Origin of the sequence: Burkholderia sp. HI2500 (assembly GCF_002223055.1) — a bacterium.
In the GTDB taxonomy this organism is placed as follows: Bacteria; Pseudomonadota; Gammaproteobacteria; order Burkholderiales; family Burkholderiaceae; genus Burkholderia.
In genome coordinates this window covers 743858-765689 of the sequence record NZ_NKFL01000004.1, presented here as the reverse complement: position 1 = coordinate 765689, position 21832 = coordinate 743858, and the positions used below count along the sequence as shown (strand labels likewise).

The window sequence follows — 21832 nt, the reverse complement described above, 5'->3', positions numbered from 1 at the left end:
GCCGCGCATCGGTACGTCAGTGCGACGCCGCGCTCGCGGCCTCGGCCGGATGGGCCTCGTCGTACGCGTGCTTCTGCGAAATCGCGTTGTACAGGATCGTCCCGATCACGAGCAGCACGGCCACGACGATCAGGATGCTCACGTTGCGGACAGGGTTCTTCTTGCGCTGATCGTTCATGGTCGGGGCGATTCCGTCAAATTCATCGAAGCGGGCATTCTACGCGCTTGCGCGCCCGCTGCGACGCGCCGTTTCCGATCCCCTTCCCCGTCCTCCGCCCGCCCACCGCAAGCTTTCATTTGATAACCATTCCCATTTCGATCTAGAATCTCAAGTCTTTCATTTTGTAATGTTTCGGGTCGCTCGGGCGGCAGGCGCGCCCCGGAACGCTCCCATCGTCCACCTGCCCCTTCCGGAGTCTTCATGTCGAATCCGCGCACCCGCCTGCTGCCGCTTGCCGGCGCCCTCGCCCTTGCCGCCGCCGCATTCGCGCCGCTGGCCCACGCGGCCGAGGAAGTGAGCCTGTACACCACCCGCGAACCGAAGCTGATCCAGCCGCTCATCGACGCCTTCACGAAGCAGAGCGGCGTCAAGGTCAACACGGTGTTCGTGAAGGACGGCCTGCTCGAGCGCGTGAAGGCGGAAGGCGCGCAGTCGCCGGCCGACGTGCTGATGACGGTCGACGTCGGCAACCTGCTCGACCTCGTCGACGGCGGGCTCACGCAGCCGGTGCGCTCGAAGGCGCTCGACGACGCGATTCCCGCGAACCTGCGCGGCGCGAACGGCGACTGGTACGCGCTGTCGCTGCGCGACCGCGTGCTGTACGTCGAGAAGGACCTGAAGGTCGATGCATTCCGCTACGAGGATCTCGCCGATCCGAAATGGAAGGGCAAGGTCTGCATCCGCTCGGGCCAGCACCCGTACAACACGGCGCTCGTCGCGGCGATGATCGCGCACGACGGCGAAGCGGCGACCGAGAAGTGGTTGCGCGGCGTGAAGGCGAACCTCGCGCGCAAGGCGACGGGCGGCGACCGCGACGTCGCGCGCGACATCCTCGGCGGCATCTGCGACGTCGGCCTCGCGAACGCTTACTACGTCGGCCACATGAAGAACGCGGAGCCCGGCAGCGACGCGCGCAAGTGGGGCGACGCGATCAAGGTCGTGCGGCCGACGTTCGCCAACGCGAAGAGCGGCGGCACGCACGTGAACATCAGCGGCGCGACGGTCGCGAAGCACGCGCCGCACAAGGCCAACGCGGTGAAACTGCTCGAGTACCTCGTATCGCCGGAAGCGCAGGCGCTGTATGCGCAGGCGAACTACGAATACCCGGTGCGCGCGAACGTGAAGCTCGACCCGGTGATCGCCAGCTTCGGCACGCTGAAGATCGACCCGCTGCCGCTGGCGGACATCGCGAAGCATCGCAAGCAGGCGAGCCAGTTGGTCGACAAGGTCGGTTTTGACAACTGACGCAACCACCGGCGGCGCGCGCCGGCCGAGCGTGCTGCCGCGCGCGGGCAGCCTGTGGCTGCTCGCGGCGCTGGCGATCGCCGCGGCGGTCGCGGCGCCGCTTGCGGTACTCGTGGCCGCCGCGTTCGACGCCGATCTCGCGCACTGGCGCCATCTCGCCGAATTCGTGCTGCCGCAGGCACTCGTCAATACGCTGCTGCTGCTCGCGGGCGTCGGCGCGATCGTGTCGGTCGTCGGCACCGGCTGCGCGTGGCTCGTCACCGCGTACGACTTTCCCGGCCGCCGGATGCTGACGTGGGCGCTGCTGCTGCCGCTCGCGGTTCCCACCTACATCGTCGCGTTCGCCTATCTCGACCTGCTGCACCCGATCGGCCCGGTGCAGGGCGCGATCCGCTGGCTGCTCGGCTTCGACAGCCCGCGCCAGTTCCGCCTGCCCGACCTGCGCTCGCTGCCCGGCGCGATCTTCGTGCTCGGCTTCGTGCTGTATCCGTATGTTTACCTGAGCACGCGCGCGATGTTCGTCACGCAGTCCGCGAGCCTGCTCGAAGCCGCGCGCACGCTCGGCGCGGGACGCATCGCCACGTTCTGGCGCGTCGTCGTGCCACTCGCGCGGCCCGCGATCGCGGTGGGCGTGAGCCTCGCGCTGCTCGAAACACTGAACGATATCGGCGCGTCGGAATTCCTCGGTGTGCAAACGCTGACCGTGTCCGTCTACACGACGTGGATCACGCGCTCCGACCTCGCCGGCGCCGCGCAGATCGCACTCGCGATGCTCGCGATCGTCGTCGGCATGATCGTGCTCGAACGCTACGGGCGCCGCCGCCAGCGCTATGCGCATGGCCGGCGCATGCGGCCGATCGCGCCGCGCCGCCTGACGGGCACGGCCGCGCTGGGCGCCGCGGTGCTCGGCTGGCTGCCCGTGCTGCTCGGCTTCGGCGCACCGGCCGCGTACCTCGCGGTCGAGACGGCCAAGCGGCTGCATCTGGTCGGCGGCGTATCCGCACAGCTGGTGACGGGGCTCGCGAACACGCTGACGATCGCCACCGCCGCCACCGTCGCGACGCTCTTGTGCGGGCTTGTCGTCGCATGGGCCGCGCGCGCGCAACGCGACAGCGCCCGCGCGGGCCCGGCCCGCGTGTGCGCGAGAATCGCCAGCCTCGGCTATGCGGTGCCCGGCACCGTGCTCGCGATCGGCCTGCTGATCCCGTTCGCGGCGGCCGACCGGCTGTTCGGCATGGTGCTGGGCCGCGACGGGCTGCTGCTGATGGGATCGACCGCCGCGCTCGTGATCGCCTATACCGTGCGCTTTCTTGCGATCCCGGCCGGCAGCATCGAGGCCGGCCTCGCGCGCATTCCGCCGTCACTCGAACAGGCGGCGCGCTCGCTCGGCGAGACGGCCGGCGGCACGCTGCGCCGCGTGCACCTGCCGCTGCTGCGGCCCGCGCTCACGACGAGCGCGCTGCTGGTGTTCGTCGACGCGATGAAGGAATTGCCGGCGACGCTGCTGCTGCGTCCGCTGAACTTCGACACGCTCGCGACCTGGCTGTATGCGGAAGCCGCGCGCGGCACCTACGAGGAAGGCGCGGTCGCCGCGCTCGCGATCGTGCTGGCCGGGCTCGTGCCCGTGATCCTGCTCGCCCGCACCCGCCACAAGATCGGAGCCTGACACCGTGAACCTGCTCGAACTCGATGACCTCTGCCTCGCCTACGACACGCCGCACGGCCGCCGCACCGTGGTCGACGGGCTGAGCCTCGCGCTGCCGCGCGGCGACATCGGCTGCCTGCTCGGCGCGTCCGGCTGCGGCAAGACCACCGTGCTGCGCGCGATCGCCGGCTTCGAGCCGGTGCGCATGGGGCGCATCATGCTGGACGGCGTGCCCGTCGCGGCGCCGTCGCTCGACGTGCCGCCCGAGCGGCGGCGCATCGGCATGATGTTCCAGGATTACGCGCTGTTCCCGCACCTGAGCGCGGCGGACAACGTCGCGTTCGGCCTGCGGCGCATGCCGAAGGCCGAACGGCGCGTGCGTGTCGCGGAAATGCTGGAACTCGTCGGCCTTGCCGATTCCGGCGGCGCGTATCCGCACGAGCTGTCGGGCGGCCAGCAGCAGCGCGTCGCACTCGCGCGTGCGCTCGCACCGTCGCCGGAGCTACTGCTGCTCGACGAGCCGTTCTCGAATCTCGATGTCGATACGCGCGAGCGGCTTGCGTTCGAGCTGCGCGACATCCTGAAACGCACGGGCCACACCGCGATCCTCGTCACGCACAACCAGGCCGAAGCGTTCGCGATCGCCGACCGGATCGGCGTGATGAAGGATGGCCTGCTCGCGCAATGGGATACGCCGTACGCGCTGCATCACCATCCGGCCAGCCCGTTCGTCGCGGATTTCGTGCGCCGCGACGCGCTGGCCGACGAACGCGCGCGCGCACTGGCGCGCGGCCGCTGAACCCGCGGGCGCGATGCGCGCCCCGGTTGGTTCATCGCCGCGTTTCGTTGCCGCGCTTCATTGCCGTGTCAGGCCGGCTCGGCAAGATCGCGCACGGGCAGCGCGGTCGAATACTTGATCTGCTCCATCGCGAACGACGAGCTGACGTCGAACAGCGGCACCGTGCGAATCAGCTGCTTGTAGACGCGGTCGTAATCGTCGATGCCGGCCACCACGACGCGCAGCAGGTAATCGGTCTCGCCGCTCATCCGGTACACCTCGACCACTTCCGGCATGTCGCGCACGGCCTGCGTGAAACGCTGCGCCCATTCCTCGGTGTGCTGGTTCGTGCGGATCGCGACGAACACGGTCGTGCCGACCCCGAGCTTGCGCGGATCGCACAGCGCAACCTGCGCGCGAATCGCGCCGGTTTCCTTGAGCCGCTGCACGCGCTTCCAGCACGGCGTCTGCGACAGGTTCACACGCTGCGCCAGTTCCGCGATCGGCAGCGTGGCATCGGCCTGCAACAGCTCCAGCAGCTTGCGATCGATGGCGTCCATTTCTCCAGTCCCTCGTAGATAGAAATTTATTCTATTCATCCTGCACAACGGGGAACAATATGAAAACGGCTTCGCCGCGTCGACCGGTATAAATACCGATCCGGCACGCGCGCGCAGCGAGCGAATCCGCCGCCACACCGCACGCGCCAAATGAAACAGGCGACTCCGCCCGTGAAGGTGGAATCGCCTGGCGTTCCTGCACGTCGCGGCCAGCCCGGCGCTCACGCGCCACGGGCCAGCGTCAGCGCACTGCTCAATACGCGACCGTCGCGATCTCGTGCACGAAGCTGCCTTGCTCGAGCGCGTCGACGAACGCGACCGCGTAGTCTTCCGCCGAGATCTTGCTGTTGCCTTGTGCGTCCGCGATCAGCTTGCCGACGCCCGTGCGGAACGTGCCCGTGCGCTCGCCCGGGGCGATCAGCGCGGCCGGCGCGAAGAACGTCCAGTCGAGATCGCTGACCGTCTTCAGGTAGTCGAGTGCGTCGCGGTGCGCGAGCGCGACCGCCTTGTACGCCTCCGGGAAACCTTCGCTGTCGACCAGCTGCTTGCCCGGCGCAACTTCGAGCGAACCGGCGCCGCCCACCACTACGAGCCGCTTCAGCCCCGCCTGGCGCGTGCCGGCAACCAGCGCCTTCGCAGCTGCGACGACCTTCGCCGCATCATCCTGCTTCGGGCCGTACGCGCTCGCAACGACGTCATGGCCCGGCAGTGCGGCCGCAATGCTGGCCGCGTCGAACAGGTCGGCCGCCTTCGCGGTGATGCCGTCGCCGGCTGCGCCCGGATGGCGCGACAGCGCGGTCACGCGATGGCCGCGTCGTGCCGCTTCCGCGGCGATGCGCGAGCCGATCGTGCCGGTGGCGCCGAACAGCGCGATATTCAAGGTACGTTGCGTCATATCGATTCTCCAGTAAGAAAAATATGTAACGTAGTTAATTACATATAAGACCGAAAAAAACGGGGCAAAGCCCCCCTTGCGCCGGTCGCCACGCCTCTCGCGCCGTCCGGCCTCCTGCCTTGCCGCCACTCACCCGCCGGCGCGTGCCGCCTGCTGCGTGCGCTGCTCCAACTCCAGCACGTCGGCCGTCACGTCGGCCAGCGTGCGCGTGCCAAGCGATGCTTCCATCGCACGCTGCGCGTCGCCGATGTAATCGATCAGCGCGCCCTGGATGTGCCGTCCGACGAGACACGCCGGATTCGGCGCCTCACGGTGCAGCGCGAACAGTTGCGCATCGTCGACCGCGCGATACACGTCGAGCAGCGTGATCGCGCCGGGCTCGCGCGCCAGCAGCGCACCGCCGCCCGCACCCAGTTGCGACGTGGTCAGCCCCGCGGCCGCCAGCATCGACAGCAACCGGCGGATCAGCGCCGGATTCGTGTTCACGCTGCCCGCGATGATGTCGGACGACAACGGCACGCCCTCCTGCATCGACAGCAAGGCAAGCACGTGGACGGCAAACGCGAACCGGCTGCTGGTATTCATTCCTGACTCACTTGACGACGCCGGCCCATCCCGCAGCCGGCGACATGTGTAACCATCATAATTACATTTAGCGGATCATGCAAGCCCGCGTCACTCTCCGCTCGCGGGCTTGGCGCCCGGCGCATTCTGCTGGCTCCACTGCTGGAGCTTCTTGCCGGCTTCGGCGATCTTCGCGCCGGCTTCGGAAGCCGCATGCGCGACGACCGCGGACGCGGCCGCGTCGATCTGTGCCTGCGCGGCGGAGGCGAGGCCGCTCGCGGACAGCGGCGGCACGGCCGACGCCGCGGACGCGATGCCGGCCTTCGCGGCGTTGAGCTGCTGGTTGACGGTGCTCGCCACCTGGTCGAGCGCCTTGGCCGCATTGTTCGCGGCATCGGCGGCCGCGCTCGCGGCCGTATCGGGTTGCGTGACCGGCGCGCCGGACTTCTCGCAGCCCGCGAGCAACAGCAGCGCACCGGCGGTCACGGCCGCCAGTACGGACCCGGGCACGCGACGCGCCCGCGATGTCTTCATGTTCATCAGCAATCTCCGGCCGCGCGTCGCGCGGCCTCGTGGTTGGACCGACGTCGATGATACCGCCTGTGGAACAGGGCCAATCACGCACCGTGATTAAAAATGGCTTTCAATTTCGGACTCGTCTGATTCAATCGCACACGCGAGGACACTAAAGTGGGCACGCTTCAATCCGCTTTGGACGCGCCCCCTTTTTCTCATGGATTTCCTCGTCGACTGGTTCATCGCCCTGGCCGCCGTACTCGCCGCCACCCTTTTCCTGTGCCTGCGCCCGCCGTCGGCGCGCCGCCTGGCCGAATCCGGGCGCCCGCGCCGCGTCGCGTCCGCGCGCCTGCTCACACAGGCCGTGATCGGCTTCTGGACGGCCGCGCTGATCGTCGCGGAAGGCATCCTCGGCCCCACCGCCGACGGTCAGTCGCTGGCGGGCTTCGCGGCACTCGCGTTTGCCGCCCTCGGGCTGGCGACCGTCGCCGCCTACTGGTCGGCGTGCGCACTGCGGCTGCGCCGGCCGCCGCTGCTGTTCCCGCGCCACTGACGCGCCGAAACGGTGCGCGGCACCGCACCACCACGCACCACGTCGCGCCAATCGGCCCATCACGCGCACCAGTTCCGCACACGTCGCACCACACGCGTGCAATCGGCATCCCGTCGCACCCGCAAGGGCCACGCCCCCTTCCCGTGCACGATTCACCGGATTGCCGCACCACACGGTGTTGAAGCACCAACTCCACGCAGCCGTTCACCAAGTTGGCTCGATACTTGCATTCCTCGCCCGTTTTTTGCGCAAGGAAGCCACGGCATGGATGGTCTGAAATCCGGCGTCGACACACTGTTCCTGTTGATCGGCGCCGTCATGGTGCTCGCGATGCACGCGGGCTTCGCATTTCTCGAACTCGGCACGGTCCGCAAGAAGAACCAGGTCAACGCGCTCGTGAAGATCCTGGTCGACTTCTCGGTGTCGACGCTCGCGTATTTCTTCATCGGCTACACGATCGCGTACGGCGTCGAGTTCTTCGACGACATCGGCACGCTGTCGCAGCACAGCGGCTATGCGCTCGTGCGCTTCTTCTTCCTGCTGACCTTCGCGGCGGCGATCCCGGCGATCGTGTCCGGCGGCATCGCCGAACGCGCGAAGTTCAATCCGCAGCTCGTGGCGACGCTGATCATCGTCGGCTTCATCTATCCGTTCTTCGAAGGGATCGCCTGGAACAACCGCTTCGGCGTGCAGGCCTGGCTCACGCACGCGTTCGGTGCGCCGTTCCATGATTTCGCGGGCTCCGTCGTCGTGCACGCGTTCGGCGGCTGGGTCGCGCTGCCCGCCGTGCTGCTGCTCGGCGCGCGCCACGGCCGCTATGCGAAGGACGGCCGGATCGCCGCGCACCCGCCGTCGAACATCCCGTTCCTCGCGCTCGGCGCGTGGGTACTCGCGGTCGGCTGGTTCGGCTTCAACGTGATGAGCGCGCAGACGCTCGACAAGGTCAGCGGCCTCGTCGCCGTGAACTCGCTGATGGCGATGGTCGGCGGCACGCTCGCCGCGTGGATGGCCGGCCGCAACGACCCGGGCTTCACGTACAACGGGCCGCTCGCGGGCCTCGTCGCGGTGTGCGCGGGCTCCGACGTGATGCACCCGATCGGCGCGCTCGTCACCGGCGCCGCGGCCGGTGCGCTGTTCGTCGCGATGTTCACCTGCGTGCAGAACAAGTGGCGCATCGACGACGTGCTCGGCGTGTGGCCGCTGCACGGCATGTGCGGCGCGCTCGGCGGCATCGCGGCCGGCGTGTTCGGCCTGCCCGCGCTCGGCGGTCTCGGCGGCGTGTCGTTCATGTCGCAGCTCGTCGGCACGCTCGGCGGCATCGCGATCGCGACCGCCGGCGGCACGCTCGTCTACGGCGCGCTGAAAGCGACCGTCGGGCTGCGCCTCGACCGCGAAGCCGAGTTCGACGGCGCGGACCTGTCGATCCACCGCATCTCGGCGACGCCCGAACGCGATTGAGCGCAAACGCTTGCGACCAGCGGCCGTCCGTTCACCTGACGGCCGCCCGACACATCATTACGTTTTTAATTCAAAAAACTTTCATCTAGCGTCCCTACACTTCCGTCCAGTTTTCAATTTGCCTTCGCCGAGCTTGCCGACCGCCTGCTTCGCAAAGGCCATTCTTCCAACAACTGAAACTGGACTCCACATGCCCGCGTTGCCCAATGCTGCCCGTCGTCAGGCCCTGAAGATCCTCGCCGGCGCGCCGATGCTTCCCCTTTCCGGCCTCGCGCTGCCGGCCCTGCTGACGGGTTGCGGCGGCGACGACAATCCCGCGTCGACGCCGGCCCCGGTCGCCGCTGCATACACGTCGGCGACGTTCTCGGCGATGGCCGCCCCGACGCTCGACAACGCGGCCGCGATGGCCACGACGACGGTCGGCTCGACGCTGTCGGTGTCGTTCTCGGACGGCTCGGCGCGCAACTTCAAGCTCGCGTACCGGCCGTTCTTCGTGACGGGCGACCTGGTGCCGGACGGCAAGGGCGGCACGACGCTCGCGGGCGGCTACTACGACATCAACAACCAGCCGATCATCGATCGCTCGGTGGCCGGCAAGGAGCGCCAGTTCTATTCCGACTGCCCGGACGGTAGCTCGCTGCTGACGCTGAAGAACGCGAACGTGCCCGGCGTGAAGGGCAACACGGTGTTCGCCGTCGTGCAGTTCGAATACACGACGCGCGACCAGGCGAGCGCGTCGCAATACGGCCAGTTGCCGTCGCCGATCGCGGTGATCACGCTCGATCAGGATCCGGCCAACGGCGCGCTGAAGGTCGTCAAGTACCACAACGTCGACACGTCGAAGGCGCACGGCCTGTGGATCACGTGCGGCGCGAGCCTGTCGCCGTGGGGCACGCACCTGTCGAGCGAGGAGTACGAGCCGGACGCGACGAAGGTCGCGACCGACGCGCAGTTCAAGGCGTTCAGCAAGAACACGTTCGGCGACGAGACGAAGGCGAACCCCTACCACTACGGCCACCTGCCCGAGATCACCGTGAATCCGGACGGCACGGGCACCGTGAAGAAGCACTACTGCCTCGGCCGCATCTCGCACGAGCTGATCCAGGTGATGCCGGACCAGCGCACCGTGATGATGGGTGACGACGCCACCAACGGCGGCCTGTTCATGTTCGTCGCCGACAAGGCGGCCGACCTGTCGGCCGGCACGCTGTACGTCGCGAAGTGGACGCAGACGTCGTCGGCCGGCGCGGGCACCGCGACGCTCACGTGGATCAAGATCGGCCACGCAACCAGCAGCGAGATCGAAGCGCTCGCGAACACGCTGAAGGCGTCGGACATCATGGACCTCGCGACCACCGACCCGAACGATGCGAGCTACACGAAGATCCACTTCGGCGGCAAGTTCAACTGGATGCGCGTGAAGCCGGGGATGGAAAAGGCGGCCGCATTCCTCGAGACCCACCGCTACGCGGCGCTGCTCGGCGGCAGCATGGGCTTCACGAAGCTCGAAGGCACGACCGTGAACGCGAAGGACAAGATCGTCTACACGGCGATGTCGCGGATCGAGACGTCGATGGTCAAGGGCAATGCGGTGTCGCGCGACGTCGCGGTCGACAAGAAGATCGCCGCGGGCGCCGTCTATGCACTGAACCTGAAGGGCAGCCAGCGCGACACGACGGGCAGCGCGATCGACAGCGAATGGGTGCCGGTCGACATGGGCGCGCCGGCCGCGCTCGTCGGCGAGGATCTCGCCGCGGCCGACGGGCTCGGCAACCTCGCGAACCCGGACAAGATCGCGAACCCGGACAACCTGAAGTTCTCCGAAAAGCTGCGCACGCTCTTCATCGGCGAAGACTCGGGCATGCACGTGAACAACTTCCTGTGGGCCTACAACGTCGACACTAAGTCGCTGGTACGCGTGCTGTCGTGCCCGGCCGGCGCCGAATCGACGGGCCTGCACGCGGTCGACGAGATCAACGGCTGGACCTACATCATGAGCAACTTCCAGCACGCGGGCGACTGGGAATCGCCGCTGCACGACAAGGTCAAGCCGACGCTCGATCCGCTCGTGCGCACGAACTTCAAGGACCGCTTCGGCGCCAGCGTCGGCTACCTGACGGCCGAGCAGACCAGCATCCAGCTCGCGAAGGCCTGACCGGGTCACGCGAGGAGGTCCGCCCCCTGGTGGGCCCCTTTCTTCATCACCGTTCATTCGTCGGCGCTCCACGCCGTTTGATGCGCGATGCCCAGGGCGGGCATCGCGCTTTTTTTTGCGCACGCGAATCACGCAAGGCGCGCGCGCAAACAGACGCTGCCCGCGTTCAAACGGGGGTTGCGACGATCGGGGGATAATACGGGCCTGACGCGTCCGGGCGGACGGGCAGAAAGACAGGCAAAAAAAAGCGCCACGGAGACCGTGGCGCTAAAAAAGTTCTAGCCATTCCGAGGGCCGTGCTAGAACCTGAGAGACTGCGCGAAACATCGTTGCCGGTTAAACTCTTGAAACGATGTTTCGAAAACGTGAGACATTCTTTCCGTTTCCGCCCGACAAGTCAAGCGGTATTTGCACCGGTTCATGCACTTTCTGGCAACGCTCATTTGAGCGTTTTCCTAATAAACCAAGGGTGAACCCGTAAAATCTCATCCAATGACCGGTTCGCCCGCAGAACATGCATCCTTTGACAATAGTCCTACAATACCAACAAAATTGAAATCGAGTTTCGGAATTAGAGAGAATCCCTCGTGTCGACAACTGTAACCCCTCCCGCGTCGCGGGACCGTGAATCGTCGCCCGACGAGATCACCGCCCTTGCCCGCGGCCTCGCCGTGCTGCGCCGCATCGCGGCGGCCGACGCGCCCGTCAGCAACCGCGAGCTGACCGAACTGACCGGCATCCCGAAGCCGACCGTCTCGCGCATCACCGCGACGCTCGTCAGCGCCGGCTTCCTGTTCCAGTTGCCCGACAGCGAGCGCTTCGTGCTCACCGCGTCGGTGCTCGAACTGAGCCACGGCTTCCTGCGCAACTTCGACATCCGCGCGCGTTCGCGGCCGTTCATGATCGAGCTGGCCGAACGCACGTCGCTGTCCGTGCACCTCGCGGTGCGCGACCGGCTCGACATGGTCGCGATCGACGTGATCCGTCCGCGCTCGGCCGTACTCGTCACGCGCCTCGAAATCGGCTCGCGGATGGACATCGCGCGCACCGCGGTCGGCCGCGCGTATCTCGCCGCACTCGAGGACGACGAACGCCGCCAGTTGCTCGAGTCGCTGCGCACCACGGCGGGCGACGACTGGCCGCATGTGTCGGCCCGCCTGACCCCCGCGCTGGACGACGCGATGCGCGACGGCCACGCGATCGCGATCGGCGAATGGCGCGAAGGCCTGAATGCCGTCGCGGCCGGTTTCGTCGGCCCGTCGGGCCAGCGCTATTCGGTGAATTGCGGTGGCGCGTCGCACCAGTGCCCGCCCGAGTGGCTGCACGAACACGTGGTGCCCGCGCTGCATGAATGTATCGCGAAAATCACCCGCGAGATCGGCGGCGCACCGGCCCGTCGCATCAGCGTGTAATCGTTTCGTCATCGCACTGTCGCGTTCTGTAACGACCGTAACCCGTTGAAAGATAGGCCACTGGACTGTAACGGGGACGGGACGTAGGATCATGCCCATCGTCGCGCCGCACTCGCGGTGCGCACCGCTCTTTTCCCGCGCAGACCGGCGGGGGCCCGGACCGAGCCGGGCGCCTCCCCCGGCACCGCTTGCCCACGCGCAGCCCGGCAGCCCGATTTCCGGCCCGCCGCGCCGTCTTCCTGACAGATCACGATGGATAACGAACAAAAGCCCACGCCCCCTTCGAAAGACCCCGCGCCCCCCGCCGCGCGGCGCCCGCGCCGCACGCTGATGGCCGGCGCACTCGCGGTCGTCGTCATCGGCGGCGTGCTGTGGTGGCATCCGTGGAACCGCACGCCGGCAGCCGGCAGTGGTGCGAGCGGTGCGGGCGCAAGCGCCGCCGGGGGTGCCGGCGGCCACCGCGGCCGTGGCGGCCCCGCCGCGATGGCGAACGTTCCGCAACCCGTGCAGGTCGCGACCGCGACCCAGGGCGAAATGCCGATCGTGCTGTCCGCGCTCGGCACCGTCACGCCGCTCGCGAACGTGACGGTCAAGACGCAGTTGTCCGGCTACCTGCAGTCGGTCGCGTTCCAGGAAGGCCAGATCGTCAAGAAGGGCGACCTGCTCGCGCAGATCGACCCGCGCCCGTACCAGGTCGCGCTCGAGAACGCCGAAGGCACGCATGCGCGCGACTCGGCGCTGCTCGCGACGGCCCGCCTCGACCTGAAGCGCTACCAGACGCTGCTGTCGCAGGACTCGATCGCGTCGCAGACCGTCGATACGCAGGCCTCCCTCGTCAAGCAATACGAAGGCGCGGTGAAGACCGACCAGGCCGCGATCGACTCCGCGAAGCTGAACCTCACGTATGCGCGCATCACCGCGCCGGTGTCGGGCCGCGTCGGCCTGCGCCAGGTCGACCCCGGCAACTACGTGACGCCCGGTGATACCAACGGCCTCGTCGTGATCACGCAGTTGCAGCCGATGAGCGTGATCTTCACGACGTCGGAAGACAACCTGCCGCAGATCCTCAAGCAGGTGAACGCGGGCCAGAAGCTGTCGGTCACCGCGTACAACCGCAACAACACGGTGCCGCTCGAGACGGGCTCGCTCGCGACGCTCGACAACCAGATCGACACGAGCACGGGCACGGTCAAGCTGCGCGCGAACTTCGATAACAAGGAAGGCATGCTGTTCCCGAATCAGTTCGTGAACACGCGCCTGCTGGTCGACGTGCTGCGCAACGCGACGATCGTGCCGACCTCGGCCGTGCTGACCGGCTCGATCGGCCAGTTCGTCTACGTCGTGAAACCCGACAACACGGTGACCGTGCGCAAGGTCACGATCGGCCCGGTCGACGGCGAACGCACGAGCATCGTCAGCGGCGTGTCGCTCGGCGAGCGCGTGGTGACCGACGGCTCCGACCGCCTGCGCGAAGGCGCGAAGATCTCGATCCCGGCCGACAAGCCGAAAGGCGCGTCGGGCGCGCGCGGCGCCGGTGCGGCGTCGGGCGCATCGGGCGCCGGCGGCCATCGCGGCGAACGCAAGCACGGCGCGTCGCAGGCAGCGGCCTCCGCGGCCCAGTAACGCGCGGGCCGCTCGATGAATCCATCCCGCCTCTTCATTCTCCGGCCGGTCGGCACCGCCCTCCTGATGGCGGCGATCATGCTGGCCGGTCTCGTCGCGCTGCGCTTCCTGCCGCTCGCCGCGCTGCCGGAAGTCGACTATCCGACGATCCAGGTCCAGACCTTCTACCCGGGCGCGAGCCCGGAGGTGATGACCTCGTCGGTCACCGCGCCGCTCGAGCGGCAGTTCGGGCAGATGCCGTCGCTGAACCAGATGTCGTCGCAAAGCTCGGCCGGCTCGTCCGTGATCACGCTGCAGTTCTCGCTCGACCTGCCGCTCGACATCGCCGAACAGGAAGTGCAGGCCGCGATCAACGCGGCCGGCAACCTGCTGCCGTCCGACCTCCCTGCCCCGCCGATCTACGCGAAGGTCAACCCGGCCGATGCGCCGGTGCTGACGCTCGCCGTCAAGTCGAAGACGCTGCCGCTCACGCAGGTGCAGGATCTCGCCGACACGCGCCTCGCGATGAAGATCTCGCAGGTCGCGGGCGTCGGTCTCGTCAGCCTGTCGGGCGGCAACCGCCCGGCCGTGCGGATCCAGGCGAACCCGACCGCGCTCGCGAAGTACGGGATGAACCTCGACGACCTGCGCACGACGATCTCGAACCTGAACGTGAACACGCCGAAGGGCAACTTCGACGGCCCGACGCGCGCGTACACGATCAACGCGAACGACCAGCTGACGAGCGCCGACCAGTACAACAGCGCGGTCGTCGCCTACAAGAACGGCCGCCCGGTGATGCTCACCGACGTCGCGACGGTCGTCGCCGGCTCGGAGAACACCAAGCTCGGCGCGTGGGTGAATGCCGACCCCGCGATCATCCTGAACGTGCAGCGCCAGCCGGGCGCGAACGTGATCGCGACCGTCGACGCGATCAAGGCGCAGCTGCCGAAGCTGCAGGAAACGCTGCCGGCCGCGCTCGACGTGGAGATCGTCACCGACCGCACGACGATGATCCGCGCCGCCGTGCGCGACGTGCAGTTCGAACTGATGCTCGCGGTCGCGCTGGTCGTGCTCGTGATGTACCTGTTCCTCGCGAACGTCTACGCGACGATCATCCCGAGCCTGTCGGTGCCGTTGTCGCTGATCGGCACGCTCGCGGTGATGTACATGGCCGGCTTCTCGCTGAACAACCTGTCGCTGATGGCGCTCACCATCGCGACCGGCTTCGTCGTCGACGACGCGATCGTGATGATCGAGAACATCGCGCGCTACGTGGAGGAAGGCGAGACGGGGCTCGAGGCCGCGCTGAAGGGCTCGAGGCAGATCGGCTTCACGATCATCTCGCTGACGGTGTCGCTGATCGCGGTGCTGATCCCGCTGCTGTTCATGGGCGACGTGGTCGGGCGCCTGTTCCATGAATTCGCGATCACGCTCGCGGTGACGATCGTGATCTCGGCGATCGTGTCGCTCACGCTCGTGCCGATGATGTGCGCGAAGCTGCTGCGCCATTCGCCGCCGCCCGAGAGCCATCGCTTCGAGGCGCGCGTGCACCGGGCGATCGACTGGGTGATCGCGCGCTACGCGGTCGCGCTCGAATGGGTGCTGAACCGCCAGCGCTCGACGCTCGTCGTCGCGCTGCTGACGCTCGCGCTGACCGGCCTGCTGTACGTCTACGTGCCGAAGGGCTTCTTCCCCGCGCAGGATACCGGCGTGATCCAGGCGATCACGCAGGCGCCGCAGTCGATCTCGTACGGCGCGATGGCGGAGCGCCAGCAGGCGCTCGCGGCCGAGATCCTGAAGGATCCGAACGTCGAGAGCCTCACGTCGTTCATCGGCGTCGACGGCAGCAACATCACGCTGAACAGCGGCCGGATGCTGATCAACCTGAAGGCGCGCGACGAACGCGCCGAGTCGGCCGCGCAGATCATCCGCGACCTGCAGCACCGCGTCGCGAACATCACCGGCATCTCGCTGTTCATGCAGTCGGTGCAGGACCTGACGATCGACTCGACCGTCAGCCCGACGCAGTACCAGTTCATGCTGACGAGCCCGAACTCGGAAGAATTCGCGACCTGGGTGCCGAAGCTCGTGGCCCGGCTGCAGCAGGAGCCGTCGCTCGCCGACGTCGCGACCGACCTGCAAAGCAACGGCCAGTCCGTCTACATCGAGATCGACCGCCCGAGCGCCGCGCGCTTCGGCATCACGCCGGCGACCGTCGACAACGCGCTGTACGACGCGTTCGGCCAGCGCATCGTGTCGACGATCTTCACGCAGTCGAACCAGTACCGCGTGATTCTCGAGTCCGAGCCGAAGGAGCAGCACTACGCGCAATCGCTGAACGACATCTACCTGCCGTCGGCGGGCGGCGGCCAGGTGCCGCTGTCGTCGATCGCGTCGTTCCACGAGCGGCCGTCGCCGCTGCTGGTCGCGCACCTGTCGCAGTTCCCGTCGACCACCATCTCGTTCAACCTCGCGGCGGGCGCGTCGCTCGGCGAGGCGGTCAAGGCGATCGGCGCCGCCGAGAAGGACATCGGGCTGCCCGCGTCGTTCCAGACGCGCTTCCAGGGCGCGGCGCTCGCGTTCCAGGCATCGCTGTCGAACCAGCTGTTCCTGATCCTGGCCGCGGTCGTCACGATGTACATCGTGCTCGGCGTGCTGTACGAGAGCTACATCCACCCGATCACGATCCTGTCGACGCTGCCGTCGGCCGGCGTCGGCGCGCTGCTCGCGCTGATGATCACCGGGCACGACCTCGACATCATCGGCATCATCGGCATCGTGCTGCTGATCGGCATCGTGAAGAAGAACGCGATCATGATGATCGACTTCGCGCTCGAGGCCGAGCGCGTCGAAGGCAAGCCGCCGCGCGAGGCGATCTACCAGGCGTGCCTGCTGCGCTTCCGGCCGATCCTGATGACCACGCTCGCCGCGCTGCTCGGCGCGGTGCCGCTGATCGTCGGCTCCGGCGCGGGCTCCGAGCTGCGCCAGCCGCTCGGGATCGCGATCGCCGGCGGCCTGATCGTGTCGCAGGTGCTGACGCTGTTCACGACGCCCGTGATCTACCTCGGCTTCGACTCGCTCGCGCGCCGCGTGCGCGGCTGGTTCGAACGCCACGGCCCGCAAGCCGGCCCGCGCACGGATGCGTAGCAAGCAATGAACCTGTCACGCCCCTTCATCACCCGCCCCGTCGCGACGACGCTGCTCGCGATCGGCGTCGCGCTCGCGGGCCTGTTCGCGTTCGTCAAGCTGCCGGTGTCGCCGCTGCCGCAGGTCGACTTCCCGACGATCTCGGTGCAGGCGTCGCTGCCCGGCGCGAGCCCGGAAACGGTCGCGACCAGCGTGACGAGCCCGCTCGAGCGGCATCTCGGCTCGATCGCCGACGTGTCCGAAATGACGTCGACGAGCACGGTCGGCAACGCGCGGATCATCCTGCAGTTCGGGCTGAACCGCGACATCGACGGCGCTGCGCGCGACGTGCAGGCCGCGATCAACGCGGCGCGCGCCGACCTGCCCGCCGCGCTGAAGAGCAACCCGACCTACCGCAAGGTCAACCCGGCCGATTCGCCGATCATGATCGTGTCGCTGACGTCCGAGACCTCGTCGCCCGCGAAGCTGTACGACTCCGCGTCGACGGTGCTGCAGCAGTCGCTGTCGCAGATCGACGGGATCGGCCAGGTGACGGTGAGCGGCTCCGCGAACCCGGCCGTGCGCGTCGAGCTCGAACCGCAGGCGCTGTTCCACTACGGGATCGGCCTCGAGGACGTGCGCGCGGCGCTGGCCTCCGCGAACGCCAACGCGCCGAAGGGCGCGATCGAGTTCGGCCCGCGGCACTACCAGCTCTATACGAACGACCAGGCATCCCAGGCGTCGCAATACCGCGACCTCGTCGTGGCCTACCGCAACGGCTCGGCCGTGCGGCTGTCCGACCTGTCGGACGTCGTCGATTCGGTCGAGGATCTCCGCAACCTCGGCCTGTCGAACGGCAAGCGCGCGGTGCTCGTGATCCTCTACCGCTCGCCCGGCGCGAACATCATCGACACGATCGACCGCGTGCGCGCGGCGCTGCCGCAGCTCACCGCGTCGCTGCCGGCCGACATCACCGTCACGCCCGTGCTCGACCGCTCGACCACGATTCGCGCGTCGCTGAAGGACACCGAGCACACGCTGCTGATCGCGGTCAGCCTCGTCGTGATGGTCGTGTTCCTGTTCCTGCGCAACTGGCGCGCCACGCTGATCCCGAGCGTCGCGGTGCCGATCTCGATCATCGGCACGTTCGGCGCGATGTACCTGCTCGGCTTCTCGATCGACAACCTGTCGCTGATGGCGCTGATCGTCGCGACCGGCTTCGTCGTCGACGATGCGATCGTCGTGCTCGAGAACATCTCGCGGCATATCGAGAACGGCAAGTCGCGCATGCAGGCCGCGTTCGACGGCGCGCGCGAGGTCGGCTTCACGGTGTTGTCGATGAGCATTTCGCTCGTCGCGGTGTTCCTGCCGATCCTGCTGATGGGCGGCATCGTCGGGCGACTGTTCCGCGAGTTCGCACTGACGCTGTCGCTCGCGATCGCCGTCTCGCTCGCGGTGTCGCTCACGGTCACGCCGATGATGTGCGCGCGCCTGCTGCCCGAGTCGCACGACCCGCAAAACGAAGGCCGCTTCGGGCGTTTCCTGGAACGTTGTTTCAGCCGCATGCAGCGCGGCTACGAGCGCTCGCTGTCGTGGGCGCTGCGCCGGCCGCTCCTGATCCTGCTGACCCTGTTCGCGACGATCGGGCTGAACGTCTACCTGTACATCGTCGTGCCGAAGGGTTTCTTCCCGCAGCAGGACACCGGGCTGATGATCGGCGGCATCCGGGCCGACCAGTCGACGTCGTTCCAGGCGATGAAGCTGAAATTCTCCGAGATGATGCGCATCGTGCAGAGCAACCCGAACGTGAAGAGCGTCGCGGGCTTCACCGGCGGCACGCAGACCAACTCGGGCTTCATGTTCGTCACGCTGAAGGATCGCACCGAGCGCAAGCTGTCCGCCGACCAGGTGATCCAGCAACTGCGCGTCCCGCTGTCGGATGTCGCCGGCGCAAGCACGTTCCTGCAGGCCGCGCAGGACATTCGCGTCGGGGGCCGGCAGAGCAACGCGCAGTACCAGTTCACGCTGCTCGGCGATTCGAGCGCCGACCTGTACAAGTGGGGACCGATCCTGACCGAGGCGCTGCAGAAGCGCCCCGAGCTGACCGACGTGAACTCCGACCAGCAGCAAGGCGGCATGGAAGCGATGGTGACGATCGACCGGGCGACGGCCGCGCGGTTCGGCATCAAGCCCGCGCAGATCGACAATACGCTGTACGACGCATTCGGCCAGCGCCAGGTCTCGACGATCTACAACCCGCTGAACCAGTACCACGTGGTGATGGAAGTCGCGCCGAAGTACTGGCAGAGCCCCGAGATGCTGAACCAGGTGTGGATCAGCACGTCGGGCGGCAGCGCGAACGGCTCGCAGACCACCAACGCGGCGGCCGGCACCTACGTCGCGACCTCCGCCGGCACGTCGAGCGCCGGCACGGCCACGCAGAGCGCCGCGGCGATCGCGTCCGACTCCGCGCGCAACCAGGCGCTCAACTCGATCGCGGCGAGCGGCAAGTCGAGCGCGTCGTCGGGTGCGTCGGTATCGACGTCGAAGTCGACGATGATCCCGCTGTCGGCGATCGCGACGTTCGGGCCGAGCACGACGCCGCTGTCGGTCAACCACCAGGGGCTGTTCGTCGCGACGACGATCTCGTTCAACCTGCCGCCCGGCGTGTCGCTGTCGCAGGCGACGCAGGTGATCTACCAGACGATGGCGCAGGTCGGCGTCCCGCCGACCATCGTCGGCAGCTTCCAGGGCACCGCGCAGGCGTTCCAGCAGTCGATGAACGACCAGCCGATCCTGATCCTCGCGGCGCTGCTGGCCGTCTATATCGTGCTCGGGATCCTGTACGAGAGCTACATCCACCCGATCACGATCCTGTCGACGCTGCCGTCGGCCGGCGTCGGCGCGCTGCTCGCGCTGCTGCTGTTCAAGACCGAGTTCAGCATCATCGCGCTGATCGGCGTGATCCTGTTGATCGGGATCGTGAAGAAGAACGCGATCATGATGGTCGACTTCGCGATCGACCAGACGCGCAACAACCAGAAGTCGTCGTTCGACGCGATCCACGAGGCGTGCCTGCTGCGCTTCCGCCCGATCATGATGACGACGATGGCCGCGCTGCTCGGCGCGCTGCCGCTCGCGTTCGGCCACGGCGACGGCGCCGAGCTGCGCGCGCCGCTCGGGATCGCGATCGCCGGCGGGCTGATCGTGTCGCAGGTGCTGACGCTCTATACGACGCCGGTCGTCTACCTGTACATGGACCGCTTCCGCGTGTGGGCCGAGAAACGGCGCAACCGCCGCGGGAACAACGGCGGGCCGGCCGTCGCCGGGGAGTGATGAAGCGGCCCGCGGGCGGGACATGTCGTACCGCCCGCTCCGTTCGTCGGCCCGCGTCGCCGCGAACGTGGCGCGCGGCCGGCGCCCGCGCCGGTGGACCGCGACGACGGCCGATGGCGCTCAGCGGTGGGCGGCCTCGGCCGGATCGGCCAGCGCGTCCGACAGGCGCCGCGCCGCGTCGCCGATCATTTCCGGTATCTGCCGCCATCGCGCGTCGTCCGGCACATCGAGCGCGACGCCGATCGCGAGCGCACCGCCCGCATCCACCGGCATCGCGACGATGCCGGCCGCCTGCCGGGACGCGCCCTGCCGGCCCAACCGCCGGACGGGCTGGCCGTCGGGCTCGACCGCATCGTTTTCGCCATCCACATCCGCCACCGCCCGCCCCGCGAACCGCGCCCCGACGCGCGTGATGAGGCAGGCGGCCCCGTCGGGCGCCGCCTGCGCGAGCACGACGACTTCCGCGCCATCCCGTCCGAGCAACTGCGCGGCGAGCCCGCTGCGCGCGCACAACGCGTCCAGCACCGGCTGCGCATGCGCGACTTCAGGCCGCGCGCCGAGATACGCGGCCGCGACACGCGCGGCAGCCGGCCCGGGTCGATAGCGGCCGTGCGGATCGACGACGAGAAACGCGTACCGAACCAGCGTTCTCAGCAGCCGGGCGATCGAGTTGCGCGGCACGCCGAGCCGCGACGCGAGGTCCGCGGCGGTCGCGGACGACGACCCGGCCGCAACCGCTTCGAGAATCGCGAGCCCGCGCGCGAGCGCCGGCACCCGATGGCGCGCTGCGCGGTCATCCATGTCGTGCAAGGTCATACAGGTCCCGTGCGTTGCGCGCATAGCGGCGCGGCGCCATCCCCGACCAGCGATGGAACGCGCGCGCGAACGCCTTCTCCGACGTGTAGCCGACCCGCTCGGCGATCTCGATCAGCCGCAGCTTGCCGTTCGCGAGCTCGCCGCTCGCCAGATACATCCGGTAGGCGGTCAGATGACCGATCGGTGTCTCGCCGACGAGTTCGGCGAAATGCGTGCAAAAGCGCGACCGCGACATGCCGGCCTCGGCCGCGAGGCTCGCGAGCTGCCAGTTGCGCCGCGGATCGCGATGCATCAGCGCCATCGCGCGGCCGATCTGCGGATCGGTGAGGCCACGCAGCCAGCCCGTGTGATTCGCCGACGATTGCAGATGCGCGCGCAGCAACTGCACGAACAGCACGTCGGCCAGGCGCGTCGCGGCGATCGCCCAGCCCGGCTGGCACGCCATCGATTCCTGGATGAAGCTCTGCAGCGTGCTCGCGAGCCACGGCGCGACGGCCGCATCGTTGGCGCGCACGTGGATCAGCGTCGGCAACACCGAGAACAGCGGACTGCGCACGATGTCGCGATACACGACGATCCCCGTATAGAGTTCGCTGGTCGCGCCACCGCCGCCCGCGGCAAACGCGAGCGGCGTGTCGAAGCGCGGCCGGATGCCCTTGTCGGCCATCAGCGTATCGAACGGCACGGGCGGCACGTCGAGCGACGACGCCATCACGTGCTCGTCGCCGTGCGGCAGCAGCACGAAGTCGCCCGGCTCGACGTGCACGGGCGCGGCGCCGGCGACCGACAGAAAGAACGGGCTGCCCGCGCAGGTGCGAAATGGCGCGCCCGCGACGGCCGGCTTGCGGATCGCCCACGGTGCGCTCAGTGTGAAGCGTCCCGTGACCACTGCACCGGCCCGCAGGTCGGTCAGCACGTCGCTGAGAAGATCGGTCGTCATCGTCGAAA

At 68.1% G+C, this 21832-nt stretch carries 17 protein-coding genes; 10 read left to right on the top strand and 7 right to left on the bottom strand.

All coding sequences use genetic code 11. From position 1 onward, the window contains the following. Nucleotides 1–16 precede the first annotated feature (16 nt). Nucleotides 17–178 (bottom strand): hypothetical protein, encoded by a 162-nt coding sequence (locus CFB45_RS06200; RefSeq protein WP_006476417.1) that lies wholly within the window; start codon nucleotides 176–178, stop codon nucleotides 17–19. 243 nt (nucleotides 179–421) lie between these two features. Here CFB45_RS06200 and CFB45_RS06190 point away from each other — a divergent pair, with 243 nt between their 5' ends. The 3 genes from CFB45_RS06190 to CFB45_RS06180 are packed head-to-tail and all read left to right on the top strand — an operon-like array spanning nucleotide 422 to nucleotide 3909. Continuing rightward, nucleotides 422–1465 (top strand): Fe(3+) ABC transporter substrate-binding protein, encoded by a 1044-nt coding sequence (locus tag CFB45_RS06190; protein ID WP_089424913.1) that lies wholly within the window; start codon nucleotides 422–424, stop codon nucleotides 1463–1465. After that, nucleotides 1455–3131, top strand: coding sequence for an ABC transporter permease (locus CFB45_RS06185; RefSeq protein ID WP_089424912.1), 1677 nt, complete (start codon nucleotides 1455–1457; stop codon nucleotides 3129–3131). Before CFB45_RS06190 ends, CFB45_RS06185 begins: the two co-directional genes overlap by 11 nt. Nucleotides 3132–3135: 4 nt before the next feature. Further along, entirely contained in the window at nucleotides 3136–3909 is a 774-nt protein-coding gene (locus CFB45_RS06180) for an ABC transporter ATP-binding protein (RefSeq protein ID WP_089424911.1), read from the top strand. Between the two features lie 68 nt (nucleotides 3910–3977). On the opposite strand, the gene CFB45_RS06175 is transcribed toward CFB45_RS06180, so the two are convergent. The 4 genes from CFB45_RS06175 to CFB45_RS06160 form a co-directional block, all read right to left on the bottom strand. Continuing rightward, on the bottom strand, nucleotides 3978–4448 hold the full coding sequence (locus tag CFB45_RS06175; protein ID WP_006484401.1) for an Lrp/AsnC family transcriptional regulator: 471 nt from the start codon (nucleotides 4446–4448) through the stop codon (nucleotides 3978–3980). Nucleotides 4449–4701: 253 nt separating this feature from the next. Next, nucleotides 4702–5343, bottom strand: a complete 642-nt coding sequence (locus CFB45_RS06170; RefSeq protein WP_089424910.1) for an NAD(P)-dependent oxidoreductase — start codon at nucleotides 5341–5343, stop codon at nucleotides 4702–4704. A gap of 129 nt (nucleotides 5344–5472) precedes the next feature. Beyond that, entirely contained in the window at nucleotides 5473–5928 is a 456-nt protein-coding gene (locus CFB45_RS06165) for an Rrf2 family transcriptional regulator (RefSeq protein WP_089424909.1), read from the bottom strand. 90 nt (nucleotides 5929–6018) lie between these two features. Further along, nucleotides 6019–6447, bottom strand: coding sequence for a hypothetical protein (locus CFB45_RS06160; protein WP_089424908.1), 429 nt, complete (start codon nucleotides 6445–6447; stop codon nucleotides 6019–6021). A 193-nt stretch (nucleotides 6448–6640) separates the two neighbouring features. Here CFB45_RS06160 and CFB45_RS06155 point away from each other — a divergent pair, with 193 nt between their 5' ends. The 7 genes from CFB45_RS06155 (at nucleotide 6641) to CFB45_RS06125 (ending at nucleotide 20068) form a co-directional block, all read left to right on the top strand. Then, entirely contained in the window at nucleotides 6641–6976 is a 336-nt protein-coding gene (locus CFB45_RS06155) for a hypothetical protein (RefSeq protein ID WP_089424907.1), read from the top strand. Nucleotides 6977–7240: 264 nt separating this feature from the next. Next, the gene (locus CFB45_RS06150; protein ID WP_089424906.1) at nucleotides 7241–8434 is read left to right on the top strand and encodes an ammonium transporter; all 1194 of its coding nucleotides are present in this window, start codon (nucleotides 7241–7243) and stop codon (nucleotides 8432–8434) included. A 190-nt stretch (nucleotides 8435–8624) separates the two neighbouring features. Next, complete coding sequence (locus tag CFB45_RS06145; protein WP_089424905.1) at nucleotides 8625–10589, top strand: PhoX family protein; 1965 nt, start codon at nucleotides 8625–8627, stop codon at nucleotides 10587–10589. Between the two features lie 587 nt (nucleotides 10590–11176). Then, complete coding sequence (locus CFB45_RS06140) at nucleotides 11177–12001, top strand: IclR family transcriptional regulator (protein ID WP_089424904.1); 825 nt, start codon at nucleotides 11177–11179, stop codon at nucleotides 11999–12001. Between the two features lie 252 nt (nucleotides 12002–12253). After that, nucleotides 12254–13624: an MdtA/MuxA family multidrug efflux RND transporter periplasmic adaptor subunit gene (locus CFB45_RS06135; protein WP_089424903.1), complete on the top strand. Its 1371-nt coding sequence runs from the start codon at nucleotides 12254–12256 to the stop codon at nucleotides 13622–13624. Between the two features lie 15 nt (nucleotides 13625–13639). Then, nucleotides 13640–16753, top strand: coding sequence for an MdtB/MuxB family multidrug efflux RND transporter permease subunit (locus tag CFB45_RS06130; protein ID WP_089424902.1), 3114 nt, complete (start codon nucleotides 13640–13642; stop codon nucleotides 16751–16753). Between the two features lie 6 nt (nucleotides 16754–16759). Further along, complete coding sequence (locus CFB45_RS06125) at nucleotides 16760–20068, top strand: efflux RND transporter permease subunit (RefSeq protein ID WP_089424901.1); 3309 nt, start codon at nucleotides 16760–16762, stop codon at nucleotides 20066–20068. A gap of 120 nt (nucleotides 20069–20188) precedes the next feature. Here CFB45_RS06125 and CFB45_RS06120 read toward each other — a convergent pair whose 3' ends face one another. Next, complete coding sequence (locus CFB45_RS06120) at nucleotides 20189–20869, bottom strand: helix-turn-helix domain-containing protein (protein ID WP_256978138.1); 681 nt, start codon at nucleotides 20867–20869, stop codon at nucleotides 20189–20191. Continuing rightward, nucleotides 20862–21824, bottom strand: a complete 963-nt coding sequence (locus tag CFB45_RS06115; RefSeq protein ID WP_089424899.1) for an AraC family transcriptional regulator — start codon at nucleotides 21822–21824, stop codon at nucleotides 20862–20864. Before CFB45_RS06115 ends, CFB45_RS06120 begins: the two co-directional genes overlap by 8 nt. Nucleotides 21825–21832 lie beyond the last annotated feature (8 nt).